General features: G+C 69.6%; 21 protein-coding genes. 9 read left to right on the forward strand and 12 right to left on the reverse strand.

Going from position 1 to position 23,643, the window contains the following annotated elements; all coding sequences use genetic code 11:
- Positions 1–105 precede the first annotated feature (105 nt).
- From ABZ463_RS04340 to ABZ463_RS04360, 5 genes are read right to left on the reverse strand one after another with little or no spacing between them, the layout of a single operon-like run.
- Positions 106–1,104: an aldo/keto reductase gene (locus ABZ463_RS04340; protein WP_352010070.1), complete on the reverse strand. Its 999-nt coding sequence runs from the start codon at positions 1,102–1,104 to the stop codon at positions 106–108.
- Positions 1,104–2,855, reverse strand: coding sequence for a CocE/NonD family hydrolase (locus ABZ463_RS04345; RefSeq protein ID WP_362772839.1), 1,752 nt, complete (start codon positions 2,853–2,855; stop codon positions 1,104–1,106). Before ABZ463_RS04345 ends, ABZ463_RS04340 begins: the two co-directional genes overlap by 1 nt.
- The gene (locus ABZ463_RS04350; RefSeq protein ID WP_362772842.1) at positions 2,848–5,424 is read right to left on the reverse strand and encodes a N,N-dimethylformamidase beta subunit family domain-containing protein; all 2,577 of its coding nucleotides are present in this window, start codon (positions 5,422–5,424) and stop codon (positions 2,848–2,850) included. Before ABZ463_RS04350 ends, ABZ463_RS04345 begins: the two co-directional genes overlap by 8 nt.
- A gap of 40 nt (positions 5,425–5,464) precedes the next feature.
- Positions 5,465–6,394, reverse strand: coding sequence for a helix-turn-helix transcriptional regulator (locus ABZ463_RS04355; RefSeq protein ID WP_352010073.1), 930 nt, complete (start codon positions 6,392–6,394; stop codon positions 5,465–5,467).
- Between the two features lie 41 nt (positions 6,395–6,435).
- Positions 6,436–8,451, reverse strand: a complete 2,016-nt coding sequence (locus tag ABZ463_RS04360) for an ABC transporter ATP-binding protein (protein WP_362772845.1) — start codon at positions 8,449–8,451, stop codon at positions 6,436–6,438.
- Positions 8,452–8,893: 442 nt separating this feature from the next.
- Between ABZ463_RS04360 and ABZ463_RS04365 the strand changes: the two genes are divergently transcribed.
- From ABZ463_RS04365 to ABZ463_RS04380, 4 genes are all read left to right on the forward strand, one after another.
- On the forward strand, positions 8,894–10,309 hold the full coding sequence (locus ABZ463_RS04365) for an ABC transporter substrate-binding protein (RefSeq protein ID WP_362772848.1): 1,416 nt from the start codon (positions 8,894–8,896) through the stop codon (positions 10,307–10,309).
- A 6-nt stretch (positions 10,310–10,315) separates the two neighbouring features.
- The gene (locus ABZ463_RS04370) at positions 10,316–11,260 is read left to right on the forward strand and encodes an ABC transporter permease (RefSeq protein ID WP_352010076.1); all 945 of its coding nucleotides are present in this window, start codon (positions 10,316–10,318) and stop codon (positions 11,258–11,260) included.
- Complete coding sequence (locus tag ABZ463_RS04375; RefSeq protein WP_352010077.1) at positions 11,257–12,159, forward strand: ABC transporter permease; 903 nt, start codon at positions 11,257–11,259, stop codon at positions 12,157–12,159. Before ABZ463_RS04370 ends, ABZ463_RS04375 begins: the two co-directional genes overlap by 4 nt.
- Before the next feature lie 70 nt (positions 12,160–12,229).
- Positions 12,230–13,486, forward strand: a complete 1,257-nt coding sequence (locus ABZ463_RS04380) for a multidrug effflux MFS transporter (RefSeq protein WP_362772852.1) — start codon at positions 12,230–12,232, stop codon at positions 13,484–13,486.
- An 89-nt stretch (positions 13,487–13,575) separates the two neighbouring features.
- Here ABZ463_RS04380 and ABZ463_RS04385 read toward each other — a convergent pair whose 3' ends face one another.
- From ABZ463_RS04385 to purN, 5 genes are all read right to left on the reverse strand, one after another.
- Positions 13,576–13,746, reverse strand: coding sequence for a hypothetical protein (locus tag ABZ463_RS04385; RefSeq protein WP_362772855.1), 171 nt, complete (start codon positions 13,744–13,746; stop codon positions 13,576–13,578).
- A 156-nt stretch (positions 13,747–13,902) separates the two neighbouring features.
- A complete protein-coding gene (locus ABZ463_RS04390; RefSeq protein WP_352010080.1) occupies positions 13,903–14,772 on the reverse strand; it encodes a bifunctional methylenetetrahydrofolate dehydrogenase/methenyltetrahydrofolate cyclohydrolase in 870 nt (289 codons plus the stop codon).
- A gap of 22 nt (positions 14,773–14,794) precedes the next feature.
- A complete protein-coding gene (locus ABZ463_RS04395) occupies positions 14,795–14,968 on the reverse strand; it encodes a hypothetical protein (RefSeq protein ID WP_352010081.1) in 174 nt (57 codons plus the stop codon).
- A gap of 158 nt (positions 14,969–15,126) precedes the next feature.
- The gene (gene purH, locus ABZ463_RS04400) at positions 15,127–16,671 is read right to left on the reverse strand and encodes a bifunctional phosphoribosylaminoimidazolecarboxamide formyltransferase/IMP cyclohydrolase (RefSeq protein ID WP_352010082.1); all 1,545 of its coding nucleotides are present in this window, start codon (positions 16,669–16,671) and stop codon (positions 15,127–15,129) included.
- A gap of 43 nt (positions 16,672–16,714) precedes the next feature.
- Positions 16,715–17,335, reverse strand: coding sequence for a phosphoribosylglycinamide formyltransferase (gene purN, locus ABZ463_RS04405; RefSeq protein ID WP_352010083.1), 621 nt, complete (start codon positions 17,333–17,335; stop codon positions 16,715–16,717).
- Positions 17,336–17,413: 78 nt separating this feature from the next.
- Between purN and ABZ463_RS04410 the strand changes: the two genes are divergently transcribed.
- Entirely contained in the window at positions 17,414–17,824 is a 411-nt protein-coding gene (locus tag ABZ463_RS04410) for a hypothetical protein (RefSeq protein WP_352010084.1), read from the forward strand.
- A gap of 6 nt (positions 17,825–17,830) precedes the next feature.
- Here the strand turns inward: ABZ463_RS04410 and ABZ463_RS04415 are convergent, their stop codons facing one another.
- Together ABZ463_RS04415 and ABZ463_RS04420 are read right to left on the reverse strand one after the other, a co-directional pair.
- A complete protein-coding gene (locus ABZ463_RS04415) occupies positions 17,831–18,304 on the reverse strand; it encodes a TIGR00725 family protein (RefSeq protein WP_352010085.1) in 474 nt (157 codons plus the stop codon).
- An 80-nt stretch (positions 18,305–18,384) separates the two neighbouring features.
- Positions 18,385–19,113 (reverse strand): SDR family NAD(P)-dependent oxidoreductase, encoded by a 729-nt coding sequence (locus ABZ463_RS04420; protein WP_362772862.1) that lies wholly within the window; start codon positions 19,111–19,113, stop codon positions 18,385–18,387.
- A gap of 144 nt (positions 19,114–19,257) precedes the next feature.
- Between ABZ463_RS04420 and ABZ463_RS04425 the strand changes: the two genes are divergently transcribed.
- From ABZ463_RS04425 to ABZ463_RS04440, 4 genes are all read left to right on the forward strand, one after another.
- Positions 19,258–19,914 carry a helix-turn-helix domain-containing protein gene (locus tag ABZ463_RS04425; RefSeq protein ID WP_362772865.1) on the forward strand — a complete coding sequence of 219 codons (657 nt, stop codon included), beginning with the start codon at positions 19,258–19,260 and terminating at the stop codon, positions 19,912–19,914.
- Between the two features lie 443 nt (positions 19,915–20,357).
- Positions 20,358–20,828: a hypothetical protein gene (locus tag ABZ463_RS04430; RefSeq protein ID WP_362772868.1), complete on the forward strand. Its 471-nt coding sequence runs from the start codon at positions 20,358–20,360 to the stop codon at positions 20,826–20,828.
- A complete protein-coding gene (locus tag ABZ463_RS04435) occupies positions 20,825–22,165 on the forward strand; it encodes an AAA family ATPase (RefSeq protein ID WP_362772871.1) in 1,341 nt (446 codons plus the stop codon). The genes ABZ463_RS04430 and ABZ463_RS04435 overlap by 4 nt, the downstream gene beginning before the upstream one ends.
- Positions 22,165–23,622 carry a hypothetical protein gene (locus tag ABZ463_RS04440; RefSeq protein WP_362772874.1) on the forward strand — a complete coding sequence of 486 codons (1,458 nt, stop codon included), beginning with the start codon at positions 22,165–22,167 and terminating at the stop codon, positions 23,620–23,622. Before ABZ463_RS04435 ends, ABZ463_RS04440 begins: the two co-directional genes overlap by 1 nt.
- Positions 23,623–23,643 lie beyond the last annotated feature (21 nt).

The following is a 23,643-nucleotide window of genomic DNA, read 5'->3' on the forward strand; positions in this document are numbered from 1 at the left end:
ACTCTCCACCCGGCCCACGCCCGTTCATGGGACGTCACCCGGAGCGGGCCGGGGACGAGAACGGGCCGGGCGGAGAGACTCCGCCCGGCCCGCTTCCGTTCACATCTAGGCCTCCGGGACGGGACCCCTCCCCGCACCGGTCTCCCGCAGCGCCGCCACCAGCTCGGCCAGGTCCTCCCGGGTGAGGCTGAGCGATCCGGCGGGCAGCCAGCCGTCCACCTGTCCCGGGTTACGGGCGCCGACGATCGCCGCCGTCACCCCCGGCACCGTCGTCGTCCAGGCCGCCGCCACCGCGCCGACCGGCACCCCGTGGCGCTCCGCGATCGGCCGCAGCGCCTCCTGGAGCGCCAGGTTGCGCGACAGGGCCGGCTCCCTGTACTCGTCGTTGCGCGAGCGCCAGTCGTCGGACGGCAGCGCGGCGGCCCGCTCGGCGGTGAACGTGCCGGTCAGCAGACCGGCCGCCATCGGGCTGTAGACGATCACTCCGGTGTCGTGCTCGGCGCACCACGGGATCACGTCGGCCGCCGAGTCACGGTGGATCAGCGAGAGCGGCGGCTGGAGGGTCTCGACGGGACCGACCGCCTCGCACCGTTCCAGCAGCTCGACGTCGAAGTTGGACACCCCGGCGTGCCGGACCTTGCCCTCCTTCACCAGTTCGAGCACGGTGCCCCAGGACTCCTCGATGGGCGGGCCCTGCGGGTCGGGGGCGTGGATCTGGTACAGGTCGACGTGGTCGACGCCCAGGCGGCGCAGCGAGTCCTCGCACTCACGCCGGATCGACTCCGGGGTGAGGTTCTGGCTCTCCACGCCGTTCTCGTCCCAGACCAGGCCGCACTTGGTGAACAGCAGCGGCCGGTCGGCGGCGGGCAGCGCGGCCACGGCGCGGCCGACGACCGTCTCCGAGTGGCCGAAGCCGTACACCGCCGCCGTGTCCACCCAGTTCACCCCGCCCGCCACGGCGCGGTGGATGGCGGCGATCGAGTCCTCGTCGGACTGGGAGCCCCAGCCCATCAGCCCCGGGCCGCCGGTGACCCAGCTGCCGAAGCCGACCGAGCTGATCTCCAGCCCGGTACGGCCGAGCCGGCGGAATTCGTTGATGGACATCAGTGCTCCGTGTGGTAGGGACGCGTCGCCTCCGGGCTGACGACCGGCAGCACGACACGGGAGAGGTTGAGGCCCGCGTGATGGATGTTCTGCAACGCGCTGATCATCTCGGTGGACCTGCCGGGCAGCTCACCGGTGTTGGGGTTGCGGTCGAAGTGCGGGAAGTTGCTGCTGGAGATCTCCACCCGGATGCGGTGCCCCGGCTGGAACACGTTGCTGGTCGCGCCGAGGTCGAGGTGGTACTCCACGATCTCTCCCGGGACGACCGGGTTCAGCCCGGCCTTCGGGTCACGGTGGCTGGCGCGCAGGATGCCGTCGGTGATGTTGCGGGCGTAGCCGCAGGGGCCGACGTCGACCAGCTTGGCGGTCCAGTCGGTGTCCAGCGCGGAGGTGCTGGCGTGCAGTACCACCGAGACCGGGCCGGTGACGTCCAGCGGCTCGCCGAGCGGCTCGCTGGTGTAGACGAGCACGTCCTCGCGCTCCTCGATCGGACGCTGGTCGTAGACGCCACCCTTGGTGTGCACCGGGCTGCAGCACAACGAGCCGCCCAGCGTGGGGACCGGGTTGCGCGGGTTGTAGACGTAGCTGTCCGGCGGCTGCTCCGCACCGGGGCTGTCCCTGGACAGGCGTCCGTCGCCGTGCAGCGTGTTGGCCCGGCCGCCGCTGTGCAGGTACCAGTCCTGGTAGTCGGTGCCCGGCAGCGGCCAGGAGTCGGCGACCCGCCACTGACCGGCCCCCATGGCGTACAGCAGAACCGGCGGGTCCTCCCCTGCCGAGTCGCCGCCGTCGCGCAGCCACCGGTCGAACCAGCGAAGCTGCAGGCCGTCCACGTCGAGGGCGCCTCCGGTCGAGCGTCCGCCGAAGTTCCACGAGCCGACCGGGTTGCCGCTGAACAGGCCCTCGTGCGGCCACGGCCCGACGAGCAGCCGCTGCCGGTCGCGTACCGCCTCGCCGCCCTCGGCGCGCATGCCCGCGAAGTTCGCCAGGGTGCCGCCGAGGAAGGTGTCGTACCAGCCGCCCATGTTGAACGCGGCCACGTTGATCTGGGGGTAGGCGCGGGAGACGTCGAGCCGCTCCCAGAACTCGTCGTAGGTGGGGTGCTTGAGCCACTCCCGGTAGTACGGCGCGACACCGTCGAGGTAGGGGTGCTTGTCCAGGGGCAGCGTCAGCACCGTGTCCTGCAGGTCGTCCAGGGCGTCGGTCAGCGCCCCGCGCACCTCGCCGGAGACCGAGGGGTCACGGGCGGCGTTGTGCGCGGCGAGCGAGAGCGTCCAGCCCAGGCTGAAGCTGAGCTGGAACGCGCCACCCCGGTAGACCCAGCCGTGGTGGTAGCTGGAGGCCGTGACGTTCGGGGCGATCGCCTTCAGCGCCGGGTGCCCGGACATGGCGGCCTGCCACTGGGTCACCCCGTCGTAGGAGCCGCCGAACATGCCCACGTTGCCGTCGCACCAGGACTGGGAGGCGACCCAGTCGATCGAGTCGTAGCCGTCCTCGCGTTCGTGGACGAACGGTGTGAACCGGCCCCCCGAGGCGCCCCGGCCCCGGGTGTCCTGCATCACGACGGCGAAGCCGCTGGAGGCCGCCCGCAGGGCGAGCGTGCCGTACATGCCCAGGCCCGTGCGGTCGTACGGCGTGCGGAAGATCAGGGCGGGGCAGCGCTGCCCGACCGGACGGTAGATGTCGGCGCGCAGGACGGTGCCGTCCCGCATCGGGATGGCGACCATCCGGTCGACCGAGAGCGACTCAATCATTCTTCTTACCCAGCCAGTGGTCGAGAACGTTGCGGGTGATCCTGGAGATCCCGTTGTCGTAGCCGTGGGCCGAAAGCCCACCGCTGTAGGAGATCGAGCCCGTGGCGAACACGGAGCCGCCGCCACGGGTGTGGAAGTAGACGATGTCGGAGCGGACCTCGGGATCCTCCGATCCGCCGTGGCCCGGGTGCGTGCCGCTCAGCTCCTCCACGGCGAACTGGTAGCCGTCGAGCAGTCCCTCTGAGGTGGCCAGCACGACCGCCTCGGGCGGGCTGCCCAGCGAGAGGTCGTAGCGGTCGATCTCGCCGCCGGCCGAGCCTCCGCCGTCCAGCCCGGAGTCGCCGAACACCTCGGGCACGCCGTCCAGCAGGTGCTTCAGGTCCTCCGGCACGGCGTCGGGGCCGATCCGGTAGCGGCCGGAGGGGCCGCTGCCCTGGGCGCTGAAGCCGACGCCGAACACCTTCTGCGGCGGGCGGCTGCGGTTCATCCACAGGCCGCCGCGCTCACCGGTGGTGGCGTGGTGGTGCTCGCCGGTCTGGGCCTGCCAGCTCCTGGTGCCGTTCTCACCGCGGCGCAGCTCCATCACGTGCGGCAGCTCGGGGTGGAAGGAGACCACCCAGTAGTAGCCGTTGCCGCCCAGGTAGGCGAAGTTGCCGCCGCCGTCGACGTACGTCTCGATGGCGTCGATCATCTGCTCGGTGGCGTACTCCGGGTGGCTGCCGCTGATCACCCCGGCGTAGGGGCGCAGCAGGTCCACGCCCTCGGCGTGCAGGTCGTGGTCGGTGATGACGTCGAAGGAGTAGCCGAGCTCGGTGAGCCAGTCCAGGAAATACAGGTCGGAGGCCAGCATGAACGGCGACAGGTGGACGCGGAAGCCCGGCGCCAGGGTGAGGATCGGGCGGCTCCACGAGATGTAGCTCACGCCGCTGCCGTCGGTGTACCTCGCGTAGGCCGAGTGCCCCAGGTCGTAGCGGTGTTCGAGGAACACCGTGCCGTCGGGGACGACCGGCACGTGGCCGAGGCCGCGCTCGTTGGAGTAGGCCAGGTAGGTCGCGGTCGGCAGGAGCAGGGCGAGCCTGCCGGTGGAGGTTCCCGGGCGGGGACGCACCACGAACGGGATGCCCCGCTCGCAGGAGCCGTCGGCCGCCGTGACCTGCAGGGCGTAGACGCCGCTCGGCAGGTCGTCGGGGACGGTGAACTCGTGGCTCGGCTCCCATCCGGCGTCGGCGAGGGAGTCCTCGTGGAAGTGGATCGCGGCGTATCCGCGCGGGTCGGCGGCGTAGTGCTCGATCCGGCCGGTGAAGTGACGCCCGGTCACCCCGCGCACCGGCAGGTTCACCAGCCTGCCGTCCAGGCCGGGACGACCGACGCACGGCACGACCAGCGACGCCGCGGTCTCCCCCGGCTCGAAGGACCAGCGCAGCGGGGCGTCGTGGTCGTCGGAGACCGCGACCACCAGCGCGGCCCTGGCCAGCGGGTACGGCCACACGCCGGGCCGTTCGATCTTGCCGTTGTAGTGGTCGTCCTCGGGGGTGCGGGCCGCGAACAGCAGGTCACCGTGCTCGGCCGGGGCGAAACCGCCCTCGACGTCCTGCTCGGTCACCTGGGGCCGGTCGTCGACCACGATCGGGCTCACCCGGCTGTTCACCCCGGTCACCAGCGGCCGGGCGACCAGTGTGGCGCGCCCGGTCTCCGGGTCGTAGGAGGCGGCGACGCCGTACCAGCGGTGCAGGGGGAGGGGGGTCTCGGCGTGGACCGCGCTCTCGCCGGAGCCGTCGCCGAGCCAGAGGGTCAGCCGTCCGGTCTCGTCCAGGCCGAGCGCGTAACCACGCGGGCCCTCCTCCCAGCGGGACACCACGACCTGCGGCCTGCCTGTCACGCAGGTCGGGTAGATGTAGGCGGCGACGGTGAAGCCGTCCGCGCCCGTGGTCGCGCCGTGCGGGTCGCGGACGGCGATGTGCGAGCCGAGCCGTACCCGCTGTTCCCGGCCGGTGTGGCGGCCCTGCCAGACGTCGGGCACCTGCTCGATCCGGACACCGGGGCTTTCCGGGTTGTCGTCGGTGTGCCGCACCCGGACCAGTTCGGTGGTGTACTCGGCGACCTGTTCGGCGCTGACCATGAACGTGATCCGGTCGCCGGGGGCCGCGCTCACCCGGTCGGCGTAACCGAGCAGGACCGGTCCCTCGTGCCGCAGCTCCGGCCCGTCGATCGCGTCCTGTGAGGGCTCTCCCCAGCCGAAGACGTCGAACAGCTCGCGCCGCAGGCCCGCCTCACGTGCCTCGTTGAGGCTGGTGAACTCCCGCCGGTCGGCGAGCCGGTAGGTCTCGCCGCGCCGCGCCGGAGGGCGGACCAGCCGCCAGACCTCGCGCCTGGTCTGTTCGTAGACGGACAGGCGCTCGGTCGCGGCCCGCTGGCCGAGGAAGTTCGCCAGCAGACTCAGCGGCTCCCGGTGAACCGCCTCAGGATCGTGGATCCACGCGGTCACCAGGTCCTCGGTGATCAACGAACGTAGCTGCTCGACGCGGCGTTCGGCGAACCGCGCCCTAATGCCCACAACTGAGGATTCCATGACTTAACGCTAGGCAGCAGGTCGCGGCACATATAGCTCGTCAGGTCGGCGGCCCTGTCACTGAACGGAGGTAATCCGCGGCGCCGGCGCGCCTGCGGAACTCTCCCGGGCTCGTTCCGGTCTCGCGCTTGAAGAAGCGGCCGAAGTACGACGGGTTGTCGAACAGCAACCGCTGGGAGACCTGGGCGACGGTCAGGTCGGTGTGCCTGAGCAGCCGCTTGGCCTCGACGGTCAGCGCGGCCCGGATGATCTCCGCGGGCCGCTTGCCCGTGGTGCGTTTGACCACGTCCGCCAGGTGCTTGGGGGTCACCCCGATCCGGCTGGCGTAGCCGCTGACACTCTGCTCGTACGGCAGTTCCTCGCTCACCAGCCGCAGGTAGCGGCGGGCCAGCGCGGTGCCGCTGTCCTCCTCGACGGTACGGACGTCCGCGCCCCGGCTGAACCTGCGCATCTCGACCAGCAGGATGTGCAGGTACGCCTGGAGCACCGAGACGTCGGTGCCGCCGGGACGCTGGTACTCCCTGACCAGCGCGGCCAGCAGCGTGGTGACCGGCTCGACCTCCTCGGGGGCCAGGTGCAGGGCGTGCCCGGTGCCCAGCGGGTCGAGCGCCAGGGACCGACGCGGGGAGACCCGGTCCCCGTACTGGGGAACCAGGAACTCCTCGACGAAGGTGACGATGTATCCCTCAAGAGGGGTGTGGCCCTCCCAGAACTGCACCTGACCTGGGGCGACGAAGTACATCGTCATCGGGGTGACCTTGTACGGCACGAAGTCGATCACGTGGGTGCCCGTGCCGCCGGTCACGCACACCAGTTCGTAGAACTCGTGCCGGTGCGGGTAGGGCGCGGACGACCAGGGCGCCAGGTCGGCGAACGACCCGATGGCGAAACCGGGGGCCCCGTCGCCGATGAGGGGGTCGTCGAAGCTGTGGGTCGGGAACGAGACGGGAGAGACCGAGGTGGATGACACAGACGAGATGGACGACACAGACGGCATGGCGGCTCCCAGTGTCACTGACGCGAACTTGCGGTGCCCTCGGCTTCCGGTGAAACCGAGGAGGCTTCCGGCGAAGCCGGGGAGGCTTCCGGCGAAGCCGGGGAGGCTTCCGGCGAAGCCGGGGAAGAGGGGGTGATGCCCGGGTTGGCCGCCAGCAGGGTACGGGTGTAGTCGTGCTGCGGCTCCGTGGCGAGCTTCTCGGGGGTGGCGACCTCGATCAGCCTGCCGTTCTTCATCACCCCGACCCGGTCGGCGACCGAGAGGATCAGGCTCAGGTTGTGGGTGATGAACAGGTAGCTCAGGTTGTGCTCGCGGCGCAGGTCCAGCAGGAGGTTCATCACCTGTCCCTGCACCGAGACGTCGAGCGCGGAGGTGGGCTCGTCGGCCACGATGAGCCGGGGCTCGGGGGCGAGGGCACGCGCGATGGCGACCCGCTGGCGCTGCCCGCCGGAGATCTGCCCGGGGAGCTTGTCGATGATCGCCTTGGGCAGGCCGACCTCGTCGATCAGGCGCTCCACCCGGCGGCGCAGGTCGGCGCCGCGCAGGTCGGTCAGCTCGCGCAGCGGCTCGGCGATGATCCGGCCCACGGTGTGGCGCGGGTCCAGCGAGCTCTGCGGGTCCTGGAAGACCAGCTGCACGGTACGGCGGAAGGCCCTGACGTCGCCTTCCAGGCCACGTGAGGTGTGCCGCTGGCCGTCCACGGTGATCGTGCCCTCGGTAGGGTGGTCGAGTGCCGAGACGATCTGCCCGAGGGTCGTCTTGCCGCTGCCCGACTCGCCGACCAGACCGAAGAACTCGCCCGGCCGGATGTCCAGGCTGACCCCGTCGACGGCGGGCATGCGCTCGCGGCGGCGCAGCCTCAGCAGGCCGCCGGCGCGGCCGCTGCGGGTGACGAACTCCCGGCGGACGTCGTCGATCACCAGGAGCGGTTCGGTCCGCGCCTCGGCCCCGGCCTCGGTGGCCGTGACGACGGGCGGGGGCAGGGCGACCGGGCCGGCGCCGGGGTTCCAGCAGGCGACCTCGGCCTGCCGCTCCACCACGGCCGTTTCGGAACGCTCCACACGCTTGACCTCCTCCACCGGAACGGTGACGAGGGCCAGCGGCGGTTCCTCGGAGCGGCAGCGGTCCCCCGCGTGCGAGCAGCGTGGGGCGAACCGGCAGCCGGGGAGCTTGGCGCCCGCCTCGGGGACGGAGCCGACGATGGACGGCATGCCCCGGGTGTGGCGCACACCCACCTGCGGCACGCACTCGACCAGGGCCCGCGTGTAGCGGTGCCTGGGCGAGCTGAGCACCTCCGCCGCGGGCCCGACCTCGACCAGGCGGCCCGCGTACATCACCGCGATCCGGTCGGCGATCTCCGCCGCCACACCCATGTCGTGGGTGATGAACACGCACGCCATCTGGTGTTCCTGCTGCACCGTACGGAACAGGCGCAGGATCTCGGCCTGGGTGGTCACGTCCAACGCGGTCGTGGGCTCGTCGGCCAGCAGAAGATCAGGGCTGGACATCAGCGCCATGGCGATCATCACCCGCTGCTGCATCCCGCCGGAGAGCTGGTGCGGGTACAGGTTCGCCACCCGCTCGGGGTCGGGGAACCCCACCTCCCCCAGCAGCTCAAGCGCCCTGGCCTGCCCCTGCGCACGAAGGTCACCACGACGTGAGGCGGCGTCGGCCGACCAGTAGGCCTCGCCGAGCTGCACACCGATCCGCTGCGCCGGGTTCAGCGAGTCGAGCGCCTCCTGGAACACCATTCCGATCCGCCGGCCGCGGAACGACCGCATCTGCGTCGCGTTCAGTGAGGTCAGGTCGACGTCGTCGAGCCGGACCGCGCCGGTGGTCCGCACCGGGGCGACGAACTCCAGCAGGCGGATGATGGACAGCACGGTGACGGTCTTGCCGCTGCCGGACTCGCCGACGACGCACAGGGTCTGTCCGGAATCAAGGCTGAGGGTGAGTTCGTGGACCAGGTCGGTGGTCACCTCGTCGGAAAGTACTCCAACGGAGAGGCGGTCTATCTCGAGTAGTGACATGGGTGTCATCCTTTCCGTCGGCCAACCTGACCTCGGGTCGGGGATTCTGCACCTCAAAGCTGCCGCTTAACAAGGCTGTGGGCACAGTGTGCCGATCGGGAACGGCGTCTGTCCACACTCATGGGCACAGGTTGGCTGATTTCGCATGAGTGACATAAAAGCCGACATCGACGCCTATCTTGGACGGGCGGGCCGGGTTACGTTCTCCGCCACCGACCCGCGGAAACAGGCGCGAGGAGCCGCAATGGATCGCACCGGACAACGTCGCAAACCCAAGATCATCGCCCTCGTCACGGCAGGGCTCTTGCTCTCGGCTTGCGGCACTGCCACAAAGTCCCCATCCACCCCGGCCACCCCGGCTGCACAGAGCGACGCGGGACAGCCCGCGCGAGGCGGCAACCTGACCGTCCGCCTCGCCCAGGACCCTGGATCGCTGGACACGGTGCAGAACAGCAACGCAGGAACCAGCTATCTCGGGCACGAGATCTTCGAGTCTCTGGTCGCCATCGACGCCAACTACCAGCCCCAGCCCGTGCTGGCCGAATCTTACAAGAAGAGTGATGACGGCCTGACCTACACCTTCACCCTGCGCAAGGGCGTCCAGTTCTCCGACGGCTCGCCGCTGACCTCGGCGGACGTGGTGGCCTCCATGCGCTACTGGGTGGAGAAGGGCAGCTACGCGGGCTCGCTCAAGCCGGTGCTCAAGGAGATCACCGCGCCCGACGAGGGCACCGTGGTGTTCTCCATGAAGGCGCCGTTCAACCTCGTCGCCCTCATGGCCTCCAGCCACGGCAGCGGCATCCGCAGGGCCGCCGACGTGGCCGCCGCCGGAGCCACCGGAATCCCCCAGGACCACTCGATCGGCACCGGGCCGTACAAGCTGAAGACCTGGACGGCGGGCCAGGAGATCGTGCTGGAGCGCAACGACAAGTACAAGCCGCCGGCCGGTGAGTCCAGCGGGTACGCCGGAGCCAAGGGCGCCTACCTGGACACCATCACCTACAAGGTGATCGCCGACCGCGACGCCGCGTTCAACAGCCTGCAGACCGGGCTGCTCGACGTCTCCGAGCCGTCCTACGACCAGTACGACCAGATCAAGCAGAACCCCAACCTCAAGATCGGCGTCGAGGGCGCCGCGAACGTCCAGTACATCGCGCTCAACCACAACTCCGGCTCGATCTTCTCCAAGCCCGAGGCCAGGGACGCGATGAACATGCTCGTCGACAAGAAGGCGATCATGGACTCGCAGGGCGTGCCCGACCTGGTGCTGCCCAGCAACGGCGCGTTCGCCACCCAGACCAACAAGGCCATGTACTCCGAGGCCGGCAAGGCCAAGTGGGACCAGCACGACCCGGAGAAGGCCAAGCAGATGTTCGCCGCCGCGGGCCTGCGCCCCGGCCAGACCATCCGCATGATCACCACGGACGAGTTCCCGCAGTTCAAGGACGCCCTGGTCATCATCCAGGACTCGCTGAAGAAGATCGGGATCAACGCGACCGTCGAGAGCTACGACTTCGCCACCCTGATCGGCCGCAAGAACAACCAGCCGAACAGCTGGGACGTGCTCGCGCTGATGGACGACGCCAACCCGCCCGTCCCGTCCTACAGCGACAACGTCCAGGGCATGGACAACATGGGTTACCCGAGGGACAAGCTCGCGCCCCTGCTGACCGCGTACAACGCGGCCAAGACGCCGGAGGAGCAGAAGCAGGCGATCGACAAGATCCAGGAGTTCACCTCGCAGAACCTGCCCACGCTGACGCTCTACCACGCCAGGTCCTACGTGGCCTACAACCCGAAGGTGCAGGGCTATGACGGCTGGGGCCTGGAGTTCGCCAACACCTGGCTGGCGAGGTAGCACCTGATGCTGGGGGTCATTCTGCGCCGGTTGCGCGATCTGGTGATCGTGCTGTTCGTGGTCGGCACCGCACTGTTCTTCCTGCTGCGCTCGATCCCGGGTGACCCGGCCGCGGTGCTCCTGGGCACCAAGGCCAGCCCGGAGCAACTCGAACGGCTTCGCCAGGACCTCGGCCTGACCGGACCGCTGTACGAGCAGTATCTGCACTGGCTGGGCAACGTGCTGAGCGGTGACTTCGGTACGTCGATCAAGTACAACCTCCCGGTCCTGCAGATGATCTTCGACAACATCGCACCCACGCTGACCCTGGCCATCCTGAGCACGGTGATCAGCTTCATCCTCACCGTGCTGATCGTCACCTGGGTCACTGTGGCGCCGCACAACCGGGTGGCCCGGCTCGTCAACCGGGCCACCCAGTTCGGGCTGGCCCTGCCGGAGTTCTGGCTCGCGCTACTGGCGGTCTACCTGTTCGCGCTCACCTTCGGCTGGTTCCCGACCGGCGGCTACACCCCGCTGTTCGAGGACCCGGCGACCGCGATCACCCAGCTGGCGTTGCCGGTCGCGGTGCTCGTCGTCGGGCAGACCGCCTTCCTCACCATCACCATGGAGGAGAGCGTGCTCGGTGAGCTGACCCAGCTCTACCTGCGTACCGCGCGGGCCAAGGGCGTCGGCGAACGGCGGATCATGCTGAAGCACGTGCTGCCCAACTCCATGCTGCCGGTCCTCACCACGGTGGGCCTGAACTTCGCCTCGCTGATCGGCGGCGTGGTGGTGATCGAGAGCATCTTCATCATCCCGGGCCTCGGCACCACACTGCTCGGCGCCGTCTACGCCCGGGACTTCCCGCTCATCCAGGGGGGTGTCATGTTCATCGCGTTCCTGTTCGTGCTGATGAACCTGCTGGTCGATCTCGCCTACGCGCTGATCGACCCGAAGGTGCGGGTGTCGTGACCGCCGACCTCGCCACCGCGCCGACCGTGACAGCCCCCACCCGGGTCCGCTCGTTCGTCCGGCGAAACCCCACGCTGATCGTGACGGGCGGGCTGCTGATCCTGATCACCCTGGTGGTCATGGTGCTCCCGCCGTTCCTGCCCGACCCGAACGCCGCCGACCCGGTGAACCGGTTGCTGCCGCCGTCGGGTGAACACCTGATGGGCACCGACAAGTACGGCCGCGACCTGTTCGCCAGGTGGGCCTCCGCCGGTCGGGTCTCCATCGGGATGACCATGCTGATCACGCTGTGCTCGGTCGGGCTCGGCACGTTCATCGGCCTGGTCGCGGGCTACTTCGCGCGGGCGGGCACGGTGATCATGCGGGTCGTGGACGCCTGGATGGCGTTCCCGTCGATCATCCTGGCGATCGTGTTCGCGGTCGTGGTCGGTCCCGGCATGATGAGCGAACTGCTCGCCGTGACGATCATCTTCACCCCGTACACGGCCCGGATCATCCGCAGCCGTGTGCTCGGCCTGACCACCCGCACCTACGTGAAGGCGGCCAGGGTGTCCGGCATGGGGCCGTGGAAGACCCTGGGCGTGCACATCCTGCCGAACACCCTGCCGCTGGCCGTCGTGCAGTGCGTGCTGCTGTCGGCGGGCGCCATGCTCATCGACGGTTCGCTCAGCTTCCTCGGTCTCGGCATCTCACCACCTACCGCCACCTGGGGAAACATGGTCGCCGACGGGCGTACCTACCTGCAGACCCACCCGACCATGGTGATCTTCCCCGGCCTGACCATCGCCCTGTTCGTGTTCCTGCTGAACCTCACCGGTTCGGCGCTGCGCGCCTTCGTCGATCCTCGGGCGAGGATGCTGCTCGACCAGCAGCGACGACAGCGGCGGTCGCGCCGGTGAGCGCAGGCACACATTCGGGGGAAAGCCACCCGGTGACCGCGTCCAGGCGAGGCCACCCGGTGGGTCACACGTGAGCGCGGACGGCCCACCGGCCGTCCCGCCTCCGATCGCCCGGACCCGCAGGCTGCTCTTCACCCTCGGAGCACTGTCGACGTTCGGCCCGCTGTCGATCGACCTCTACCTGCCCGCGTTGCCCGTGCTGGCCCGCCAGCTCGGGGCCTCCGACGGCGCCGCCCAGTGGAGCATCTCGGCCTGCATGATCGGCCTGGCCGTCGGCCAGCTGTTCATCGGCCCGCTCAGCGACCGGATCGGCCGCAGGCGCCCGCTGTTCGCCGGGGTGGTGACGTACACGGCGGCGTCGTTGCTGTGCGCGGCGGCGCCGTCGATCGAGACGCTCATCGTGCTGCGCCTGGTGCAGGGACTGGCCGGATCGGCCGGGATGGTCGTGGTCGAGGCCATGGTCCGCGACCTGTACGAGGGCCGGCAGATGGCCCGCATCATGTCGCTGCTGATGCTGATCGGCGGATTCGCACCGATCGTCGCCCCGGTCATCGGCGGGCAGCTGCTGTACGTCGTCGACTGGCGCGGCCTGTTCGTCTTCCTGGCCGCGATCTCCGCGGTGCTGCTGCTCGTGGCGTTCACCCTGCCCGAGACGCTCCGCCCCGAGCACCGCCACTCGGGGGGCATGGCCCGGGTACGGGAGGGCTTCTCCGCGGTGGCGGGCGACCGGCTGTTCGTCGGCTGCACCCTGGGGTCGAGCATCGGCAGCATCGCGCTGTTCATCTACATCTCGTTCAGCGCGTTCGTGATCGAGGACGGCTACGGCGTGAGCCCGCAGGTGTTCTCCCTGATCTTCGGGATCAACTCGGTCGGCCTGATCCTGGGCGGCTGGTTCAACGCCCTGCTCCTGCGCCGCTTCACACCGGAGCGGCTGCTCGTGCCCGAGGCGCTGGTCGCCGTCGTGACCGGTGTCGGTACGGCCGTCGCCGCGGCGCTGCACGCGCCGCTCTGGGTGTTCCTGACCTCGCTGTTCTTCACGATCATGTCGGGCGGACTGGCCTCACCGAACGCGACGGCGCTCGCGCTGGTCCGTCATCCGGCCAACGCGGGCACGGCCGCCGCGTTGCTCGGCAGCACGGGCTTCCTGTTCGGCGCCCTGTTCGCCCCGCTGGCCTCGCTCGGCGGCGCCGGCGCCATCGCGATGACCGGCGGAATCGCCCTGGCCCGCATCGGCTCCTGGCTGGCGTACGCGCTGGTGGCCAGGCCGCGTGCGAACCACACCCCCGAGGCCGCGCCACAGCCGTGCGGTTCCGAACCGAACCCGTGACCGGCTGTTCGCCGGAGCCCGGCACCTCGGCGACGAAGAAGTGGAAGCCTTCGGGGAACAGCTCACGGGCGGCCGGGCCGGGCTGCGGCTCACCGAATGACGGAGAGCCGGAACCCGGCGTTCGTGAAGGCCTCGGTCACCGCGTGCAACGGTTTGCGCCGGAACCCCATCGGGACGGTCCGCCCGCCGAGCGTCCGGTCGAAGGAGTAGCCGGTGGTCGCGAGGTGGTCGGGCCGGGGGCCCTGGATCGTGTAGGCCACGAAGGGGTGGTCGACGCGATCAGCCGGCCGCCGGGCCCGAGCACCCGCCGCAGTTCGGCCGGCCCCCGGTCCTCCAGGTGGTGCGGCACCGGCGACGCGACCACGTCGTCGAACGGCAGGCGCTCGCGCGGGTCGGCGACGTGCGGGGCCACGTCGTCACAGTGGGCCCTGGGTGCCCTGGACCTGACGTTCCGCGGCCTCGACGACGTTGCTGAGCAGCAGCGCCCTGGTCATCGGGCCGACACCGCCGGGGTTGGGGGTCAGGAAGCCCGCGACCTCGCCGACCTCGGGGGCGACGTCACCGGCGATCTTCCCGTCGACCCGGGAGACCCCGACGTCGAGTACGGCGGCGCCGGGCTTGACCATGTCGGCGGTGATCAGGTGGGGCACACCCGCGGCGGCGACGACGATGTCGGCGCGCCTGACGTGGGCGGCCAGGTCCTGGGTGCCGGTGTGGCACAGGGTGACGGTCGCGTTCTCCGACCTGCGGGTCAGCAGCAGGCCCAGGGAACGGCCCACGGTGATGCCGCGCCCGACCACGGCGACCTCGGCGCCCTTGAGCGGCACGCCGTACTCCCGCAGCAGCAGGACGATGCCGTGCGGGGTGCAGGGCAGCGGCGCGTCGACCATGTGCACGAGACGGCCCAGGTTGATCGGGTGCAGGCCGTCGGCGTCCTTCGCCGGGTCCATCCGCTCGATCAGGGCCAGGGCGTCCAGGTGCCGGGGAAGCGGGAGCTGGACGATGTAGCCGGTGCACTCGGGCGAGGCGTTGAGCTCGTCGATGACGGCCTCGACCTCGGCCTGCGTCGCGGTGGCGGGCAGGTCCCTGCGGATGGAGGAGATGCCGACCTCGGCGCAGTCACGGTGCTTTCCCGCCACGTAGATCTGGCTGCCGGGGTCGTCGCCGACCAGGACGGTGCCCAGGCCCGGGGTGACGCCACGCTCCCTCAGCACGGCCACCCTGGCCGCGAGGTCTGCCTTGATCTTGGCCGCGGTGGCCTTGCCGTCCAGAATCTGCGCGCTCATGGCGCCAATCCTTCCATGAAGTTCAGCCGCGGCTCGCTTGCCTGCGCTCGATGATGCGGCGGGTGAAGGGGATGTACTCCACAGCCTTGGCTCCCAGGTAGGCGGCCCCGAGGGCCACGATGACGAGGAGCACGGGGCTCTGCCAGAACCCATTCATGATCACGAAGGCGTTCAGGAAGGAGCCGAGAAGGGGCATGGGAGTCTCCACGGGCGCGATGGACGAGATGCTTCACCTTAACCGGGCTTTAAACCCTTTTTAGCCGAAAAATCCTGTCCGTCCCGCCACGTTCCTGTCTCTGGTGCACGGCTGCCCCACGGATGGCGGCAGCCGTACGACCTGGGAAGATCTTGAGACTAGTGGAAGAAGTGCCGGGTGCCGGTGAAGTAGAGCGTGATCCCGGCGGCCTCGGCCGCGGCGATCACCTCGGGGTCGCGGATGGAACCGCCCGGCTCGACGACCGCGGTGATCCCGGCGGCGACGAGCAGTTCGAGGCCGTCAGCGAACGGGAAGTACGCGTCGGAGGCCGCGACCGACCCCTTGGCGCGCTCACCGGCGCGGGCGACGGCCAGCCGTGCCGAGTCGACCCGGTTGACCTGCCCCATGCCGACGCCGACGCTCGCGCCGCCGGAGGCCAGCAGGATCGCGTTCGACTTCACCGAACGGCTGGCCCGCCAGGCGAAGGCCAGGTCGGCCAGGACCTCCGGCGAGGCCGCCGCCCCCGCCTTGAGCTCCCAGGTGGCGGGGTCGTCACCGGGGGCGTCCACCCTGTCGGTCGTCTGCACCAGCAGGCCGCCGTCGATCCGGCGGAACTCGGCCTTGTTGTCCGGCCCCTTCGGGCAGGCCAGCAGACGGATGCTCTTCTTCGCGGTGAGCAGCGTCAGCGCCTCGGGAGTGAACGACGGGGCCACCACGACCTCGGTGAACACCTCGGCGATCTGCCCGGCGAGCTCCTCGGTGACCTCCCCGTTGACCGCGATCACCCCGCCGTAGGCGGAGACCGGGTCGCAGGCGTGCGCCTTGCGGTGCGCCTCGGCGACGTCGGCGCCGACCGCGATGCCGCAGGGGTTCTGGTGCTTGATGATCGCGACGGCGGGCTCGGCGAAGTCCCACGCGGCCCGCCAGGCGGCGTCGGCGTCGAGGTAGTTGTTGTACGACATCTCCTTGCCGTGCAGCTGCTCGGCGTTGGCCAGGCCGTCCCGCTGACCGGAGTAGAGGGCCGCGCCCTGGTGCGGGTTCTCGCCGTAGCGCAGCGGCGTCCTGAGCGTCCAGGCCGCGCCCATGTAGGTGGGCCAGGCGCCCTCCTCCGCGGCGTAGACGTTGGCGAACCAGGAGGCGACCGCCGTGTCGTAGGCGGCGGTGTGGGCGTAGGCGGAGGCGGCGAGACGACGGCGCTCGGTGACGGTGAAACCGCCGGCCGCGACCGCGGCGAGCACGTCGCCGTAGACGGCCGGGTCCACCACGACCGCGGCGGTGCCGTGGTTCTTGGCCGCGGCGCGGATCATCGCGGGACCGCCGATGTCGATCTGCTCGACGCACTCGGCGTCGGAGGCACCGGAGGCGACGGTCTCCTGGAACGGGTACAGGTTGACCACGACGAGCTCGAACGGCTCGATCTCCAGCTCTTCGAGCTGCTTGACGTGGGCCGGGTTGCCGCTGTCGGCCAGCAGGCCCGCGTGCACCCTCGGGTGCAGGGTCTTGACGCGGCCGTCCAGGCACTCGGGGAACCCGGTGAGCGACTCGACCGGGGTGACGGGAACACCGAACGAGGCGATCGTCGCGGCGGTGCCGCCGGTGGAGACGATCTCCACGCCTGCGGCGTCGAGTCCGCGGGCCAGCTCCTCCAGCCCGCTCTTGTCATACACCGCGATCAACGCGCGCCTGATGGCGATGCGGGTCACTTCGTGGTCCTCCTGTTTTGTTCAGATTTTCCGGCCGTCCGGCTCATCCGCCAGATCGTCCGAGACGTACGGTCCGTCCGGTCACCGTCCAGCCCTCCCGGGCCAGCCTGCCGACGGTCTCGACGAGCAGCCTCCGCTCGACGACCTTGATGCGCTCGTGCAGCGTCTCCTCGTCGTCGCCGTCGAGCACGGCCACCGCCTCCTGGGCGACGATCGGCCCGCTGTCCACCCCGGCGTCGGCCAGGATCACCGTGCAGCCGGTGACGCGGACGCCGTAGGCGAGGGCGTCGCGGACACCGTGGGCGCCGGGGAAGGACGGCAGCAGCGCGGGATGGGTGTTGACCATGGTGAAGGAGGTCGTGGACGGCTCACCGAGGATCTTCATGAACCCGGCGAGGATCACCAGGTCGGGCCGGTGCTCGGCGATCCTCTCGGCGATCGCCCTGTCCCACGCGGCCCGGTCCTCGTGGTCGGGCAGCCGCTCCACGAAGGTCGGCACTCCCGCGCGCTCGGCGCGGGCCAGTCCTTCGATGCCGTGCCGGTCGGCTCCGACCGCGACGATCCGGGCCCCGTACGCCTCATCGGCCGAAGCGTCCAGCAGGGCCTGTAGGTTGGTTCCAGAACCGGATACGAGGACCACAAGCCGAGCGGCCTGGGATGACACCGACGCACTCCTTTCGGACGGGACTCACGCCGCTGCAAGGGTATCGGCCTGTGCGCTCGTACGACGCAAGGAGGTCCGTTGACGTCACCCGTCCAGGCACGGCCTGCGGAAAGCGCGGGGCGCAGGGCGCTGTGGCTCGCGTTCGCCTCCGTGGTGATGACGTTCCTGCTCCCTCTCGCCGGCCTTGTCATGTCGATATTCGCGCTGGTCGTCTCGATCCGTGCGATCCCCGCCCTGCGTTCGGTCTCCAAGCCGACCGGTACGGCCGTCGCCGGGATCGTCCTGTCGGCCCTGGCGCTGCCGATCTCCCTGTCGATGGCGGCGATGCAGCTCTATCTCAGTGACGAGCTCTCGGCCTACGCCAACTGCCGCGCGGGAGCGGGCACCGTCGCCGCGCAGCAGGACTGCGTCCAGCAGCTCGAACAGGCGCTGCAGAAGAAGATGCCCTTCCTGCAGCCCGGCGACATCCGGTTCCCCTTCACTCCGTAGGAACCCTCACGGCCACAACCCGGTCAGCTCAAGGGCCTGCCCGGGTGAGGTGGCGTGCCGTACGCCGGGCAGCGGGGCGCCGTCGCGGTCGAGGACGCGCCAGCCGCCGAGCTGGACCACCGGGGCGCGTCCCCCGCGCATGGTCAGGGCCAGCTCGGACAGCGTGCCCCACGAGCCGCCGACGACGATCACGGCGTCCCCCGAGTTGACGACGACGGCGTTGCGCGCCTCGCCGAGGCCGGTGGGGATCACGACGCTCAGGTCGGGGTTGGCCTGCCACCGGTCGGCCCTGGACAGGATGCCGACGACCGTCCCACCGGCCGACCGCGCCCCCGCCGCGACGGCGGCCATCACGCCTCCGTAGCCGCCGCAGACCACCACCGCGCCCCGCTCGGCCAGCAGCCTGCCGACCTCGCGCGCGTCGGCCTCCTCCTGGGGCGTGCAGTCGCCGGGACCGCAGACCGCCACCTGAACCGCCATCGCGCTCCCCCGTCGTCGCCGTGCCCGCCCCGGTACGGCCCCGTGGCGTAGGCAAAGTGTCCCCCGCCGGGCGGTTCCCGTCAGCCGAAGACGCTGAAGGTCGCCTCGGCGCGGCCCCGGGTCGCGTACATCTCCCAGGCGGCGTCGGCGAGCGCCTCGGGGTCGAGGGTCATGCCCGCCACGGGGCCGTACCGCTCCGGCTGGGAGGAGACCATCCCGTGGATGTCGCCGCGTTCGACGACACCGCCGATGACCAGGCAGCCCGCGTAGACCCCCGTCTCGGTCAGGGCCGCGTTGAGGGTCACCGCGTAGGTGCGCAGGGCCGCCGACAGGATCGCCAGGTTGCCGAGGGCGGGCATCGGCATGACGGCGCTGAGCCCGGTGGCGAACAGCAGGCCGCCCTCACCGCGTTCGATCATGCCGGGCAGGACTCGCCGGGCCACCTCGACGGCGGGGTAGGCCCACTCCATCGCCCGCCGGACGTCCTCCGGCCCGGCCTGGAGGATCGGGACGGGGTGGGACTCGGGGTCGGTCGAACCCGGCCCGTAGTAGACCATCCCGACGGGACCGTGCCGTTCGACGACCGTGTCCAGGACGGACAGCAGGCGGTCGTGGTCGCGCACGTCGGCGGCGAACGCCTCGGCCCTGATCCCGGCGTCGGCGAGCGAGGAGACATATCCGGCGTGTCTGGCGTCGCTTCTGGACACCAGGACGACGGGGTGGCCCTCGCGGCCGAGCCGGTGCGCGATGGACATGCCGAGACCGGGCCCCACTCCGATGACGACCGCGACTCCACGTGAAGCGGACATGGCTGCGCCTTCCTTCCCCAGACAGGTTGAGGGAACCCTCAGGTTAGAAGTTGAGGGAAGCCTCAATTTCTTGCGAAGGTACCATGAAATCGAGGCTTCCCTCGACTTTTCGTGGGATCCGCGCTTCGAGGGGACTGACGACACATGGCGCTTCAAGCCCGGCCGGCGAGGCCGCTGCGTGCCGACGCCGTACGCAACCGCGACAGGTTGCTGGCAGCCGCCAAGCAGGTGTTCGGCGAGCGCGGGCTCGACGCGCCGCTTGAGGAGATCGCCCGCAGGGCCGAGGTCAGCATCGGCACGCTCTACAACCACTTCCCCACCCGGGAGGCGTTCTTCGACGCGATCCTCCCCGAACGGCTGGCCGCCCTGGAACGCATCGCCGCGGCGGCGATGGCCGACCCCGACCCGTGGCGCGGCTTCACCGGCTTCCTTGAGGGGCTGTTCGCGCTCCAGGCCGAGGACCAGGGGCTGAACGACGCGATGGCCCGGCGGCTGCCGCTGAGCGAGGGGGTGCTCGCCTCCTGCCACCAAGGTTTCGAACTCGCCGGTCAGGTCGTCGAACGCGCCAAGGAGAGCGGCACGCTGCGCGCGGACTTCGAGATGCGGGACCTGCCCCTGCTGGTCTGGGCCATGTCCCAGGTGATCCGCGAGTCGATGGGGGTCGCGCCCCAGGCCTGGCGGCGTTGCCTGTCGTTCTTCCTCGACGGCCTGCGCGCCGAGACCGCCCGCCCGCTCTCCGTCCCCGCCATGGCCGATGAGCAACTCGACGCGATCAGACTGCGGACGACGCCGGGGAGCTAGGGCCTGTTTTGTGGATCTTCGCCGTGGCGAGGATCGTCCAGGTGGATGCCCCGCGAGGCGGAGGGGGAGCTCATAACGGAGTTATGGGCGACAGATTCTCCCCGGGCCCCCGCGGCAAACGCGGAGCCTGCGGAGCGTTTTCATGGGGTGGGGCGACAACGCGGCGGGGGGCCGCCTGGACGACCGCGGTAGGCGTAGAGATCCGCAAAACAGGCCCTAGGACGACGGGGGCGCGGCGGCAAGCACTTCCCCAGCAAATGCCGCCGCGCCTTTTGCGCACGATCCAACCGCGAGGGCCGAATCACACTCCCCAAGGGAGTACCCACAACCCACTGGTTTTTCCCGAATTTCCCGGGAACGTCCTATATCGGCCATCCCGCCAGGTGTCACCTCCCCCAGGGCAAACATCTCTGCCCTGCGAAAACAGTGAATAAGATCCGAGCGTGCCCCCGTCCTCTGCCCAAGACGACTACGCTCACGCCGCTCTGCGCCACTACCGGGACGCGGTCTACCTGCATGACGACAAACGGCTCCCCAACGCCGACCATCACTACGGATTCGCGGTGGAGTGCGCGCTGAAGAGCCTTCTCCTGCGCTACCTCAACGCCACGATGATCGACGCCAGAGGCAGACCCTCCCACTACCCATGGACCGTTGACACCGGTGGCAACCATACGAGGCACGGCCACCTGCCCGGCATCTGGTCCGACGTGGCGACTCTGCTCCGAGGCCGGACAGGTAGCACACTTGGTGCTGTGCTGACCTCTTCCGCCCCCTTCGCCAGTTGGGACGTCGCCGACCGTTATCTGAAGGCCCCATCGCTCAGCACGACAATCATGACCCAGCGCAAGGCAGCCGCCACGCAGATCCTCACCCTGCATCAGCAGGCGCTCATTACCGGAGCCATCCAGTGACCACCCCTGACACCACCGTCCGTTTTGACGATGCCTGGCCCGTCGCCCTGGCCGTGGCCAGAGCGACGGCGGCCCAGGGGTATGACACCGTACTGGTGCGTGACATCCTGGGACGTTTCAGCCTGGCGCTGGACGACCGAGTTCCGAAGGTCTCATCGGAGTCGGCCGACAGGTGGCGCACCGAACTGGCCGAGCGCCTCGGTCGTTATGCCGCCGCGAACACCGTCCTGCTCGCCTCCGACCTCTTCGCTCCAGAAGCCGTCTTCGAATCCCCCCATCTGATCGACCTTCCAGGGCAGGAGGTCTCCCAAGGACACGGGCGCATTCGTGTGCTGGACAACGGTGTGGTCGGTGAGGACTGGGCGCCTGTCACCACCCCTCGGACGGAGGACTCCGGTGTCGGCACCACACGGATCGCGTTGTACGGATTCAAGGGGGGTGTCGGAAGATCGACTGCCACGTTCATGCTCGGCAAGCACCTGGCCGATCAGGGATCATGCGTCCTTGTCCTCGATCTCGACCTCGAATCGCCGGGATCAGGTCCTCTGCTGCTCAGGGAAGAGGACACGCCTCAGTACGGCCTGGTCGATCATCTCGTCGAGTTCGCTCTCGGCAACGCCGACGGTCTGGATCTCGTGGCGACGGCCTCCGGCATCTCGGTCGCGGGAAACGGCGAGCTGTGGGTCGCCCCCGCACGAGGCCGTGGTTCCGGGACGGCGCCGTACACGTATGTCGACAAACTCAACCGCGTCTACGGGAGCGTGCCCGGTACTCCGTCCCTCACCTTCGCCGACCGGCTGGAACAGGCCGTGACCGCCTGCGAGGCGGCTGTCGCCGCCCGGAGCCGCCGACCGGATGTCATCCTGCTGGACAGCCGGGCCGGTATCCACGACATCGCCGCGGTCACCATTTCGCGGCTGTGCGACCTGGCTCTGTTGTTCGGCTCCGACAACAGTCAGACGTGGAACGGCTACCGCGACCTCTTCACCGCCTGGCAGGCCTCCGGCCAGGCGGAGGCGATTCGCGACAAGGTGAAGATGGTGGCCTCAATGGTTCCGGACACGCACCGCGCGGAATATCTCTCGACGTTCCGTGATCGTTCCTGGGCGTGTTTCTCCATTCTCTACGACGACCTGCCAGCCGACGACTCGACTGGTTTCAACCCCAGCCCCGAGGACCTCTCCGCCCCGCATTCCCCCGTCCCCATCCTGTTCACCCTGGATCTCGTCGGCCTCGACGGGGTGTCCAGCCCCGGATGGAGCGAGCAGAGGTTCGTACAGGCCGCCTATGACGAATTTCTGACCACCGCCACTCGTCTCATCCTCGAAGGAGCATGATGACCGTCCTGCTCCCTCCTCAGGAGCTCCGCGCGCTGCTCGGTGCCGCGCTGCCGAGCACATACGACGCGGACACCATCGAACCGACTGTGAGCACGCTGTTCACGCCCGCCGGGCACCGGCGCGCGCTGGATGTGGACACCACGGTCGTCAAAGGCGGCCGTGGCGCCGGTAAGACCTTCTGGTTCAGATCTCTGCGTGACGATCGCCTGCGGGCGGTCGCTGCCAGTGAATACCTCATCGACCGGCTCGCACGGGTGAGAGTCGACGCGGGGTACGGCGCGGCCATCGACTCCGACCTGTATCCGGGACCCGGAGAGCTGCACCACCTGGTGGGCCGTGACGTCGCCGCCCACGATGTGTGGAACACCGTGCTCCTGGCCGCGCTCGGCGTACCCGATCTCAAGAACGTCCTCTCCTGGGAGGAGCGCATCAGATGGGTGCGCGAGCATCCCATGGCCAGGGATCGGGTCATCGCCGACGCCGACCGGCAGGCCAGGACCGACGGAACCCTGCGGATGATCCTTTTCGATGCCCTGGAGCATCTCCATCGGGACCGCCGCCACGCGGATCAACTCGTCGCCGGCATCCTCCAGCTTGCCCTTGAGGTACGGCTGCGCACCCAGAACATCCGGTTCAAGGTCTTCATCCGGCCCGACATGCTCGATGGAGCGCTTCTGTCCTTCCCCGACGCCTCGAAGCTCACCTCGAACGCGGCCAACCTGACCTGGTCTCCTCCGAATCTGTACGGACTTCTCTTCCATCACCTCGGTAACGTTTCGACCACCGAGGCAGAACGGTTCCGTGCCTCGGTCCCCGGATGGACCGAGCCCACTCCCGGACGTCACCTTCCCCCTCCCTCACTGCTCGGTGACGAAGATCAGCAGACTGCCCTGTTCACGGCCATCGCAGGCCCTTACATGGGGGCGAACTTCCGTAAGGGGCATACCTACACCTGGCTTCCGAACCATCTGATGGACGGGGCCGAGCAGGTCAGTCCCCGAAGCTTCCTCAACGCGCTGGCCAAGGCGGTCGAGGAGACCGAGGCACGGTATGCCACCCACCCCTATGCCATCCACCACGAAGGCATCCGGCGGGGCGTTCAGGCGGCGTCCACGACCCGTGTGGAGGAGATCAGAGAAGACCTCCCATGGGTTCAGACGGCCATAGCCCCTCTCGCGGGGCAGCAGGTCCCCATCGACGAGAGTCTCGTGATCGGTCTGTGGACCGATCACGAGCTGACCGAGTCCCTTCAGCGGCAGATGACGGGCACCGTTGGAAGCGAGGCGGTGAGGACGGGTCCGCGGAACCCCGACCGCTATCCCGATCTCATCGGCGAACTCATCGATCTGGGGGTGATGCGCCGCCGCAAGGACGGCCGTATCGACCTTCCCGATGTCTATCGGGTCGCTTTCTCCATCGGTCGCAAAGGCGGCGTGCCACGGGTCAGGACTTAACCACAGCCGCCGAACCATCCA

The organism is Streptosporangium sp. NPDC020145 (assembly GCF_040631275.1).
Lineage (GTDB): Bacteria > Actinomycetota > Actinomycetes > Streptosporangiales > Streptosporangiaceae > Streptosporangium.

Excerpts from the sequence above, each read along its gene's own strand:
- ABZ463_RS04395 (WP_352010081.1), bottom strand. The coding sequence starts at position 14,968 with ATGCCCCTTCTCGGCTCCTTCCTGAACGCCTTCGTGATCATGAATGGG.
- ABZ463_RS04345 (WP_362772839.1), bottom strand. The coding sequence starts at position 2,855 with ATGATTGAGTCGCTCTCGGTCGACCGGATGGTCGCCATCCCGATGCGG.
- ABZ463_RS04340 (WP_352010070.1), bottom strand. The coding sequence starts at position 1,104 with ATGTCCATCAACGAATTCCGCCGGCTCGGCCGTACCGGGCTGGAGATC.
- ABZ463_RS04370 (WP_352010076.1), top strand. The coding sequence starts at position 10,316 with ATGCTGGGGGTCATTCTGCGCCGGTTGCGCGATCTGGTGATCGTGCTG.
- ABZ463_RS04390 (WP_352010080.1), bottom strand. The coding sequence starts at position 14,772 with ATGAGCGCGCAGATTCTGGACGGCAAGGCCACCGCGGCCAAGATCAAG.
- ABZ463_RS04350 (WP_362772842.1), bottom strand. The coding sequence starts at position 5,424 with ATGGAATCCTCAGTTGTGGGCATTAGGGCGCGGTTCGCCGAACGCCGC.
- ABZ463_RS04420 (WP_362772862.1), bottom strand. The coding sequence starts at position 19,113 with ATGTCCGCTTCACGTGGAGTCGCGGTCGTCATCGGAGTGGGGCCCGGT.
- ABZ463_RS04425 (WP_362772865.1), top strand. The coding sequence starts at position 19,258 with ATGGCGCTTCAAGCCCGGCCGGCGAGGCCGCTGCGTGCCGACGCCGTA.
- ABZ463_RS04360 (WP_362772845.1), bottom strand. The coding sequence starts at position 8,451 with ATGTCACTACTCGAGATAGACCGCCTCTCCGTTGGAGTACTTTCCGAC.
- ABZ463_RS04440 (WP_362772874.1), top strand. The coding sequence starts at position 22,165 with ATGACCGTCCTGCTCCCTCCTCAGGAGCTCCGCGCGCTGCTCGGTGCC.
- ABZ463_RS04415 (WP_352010085.1), bottom strand. The coding sequence starts at position 18,304 with ATGGCGGTTCAGGTGGCGGTCTGCGGTCCCGGCGACTGCACGCCCCAG.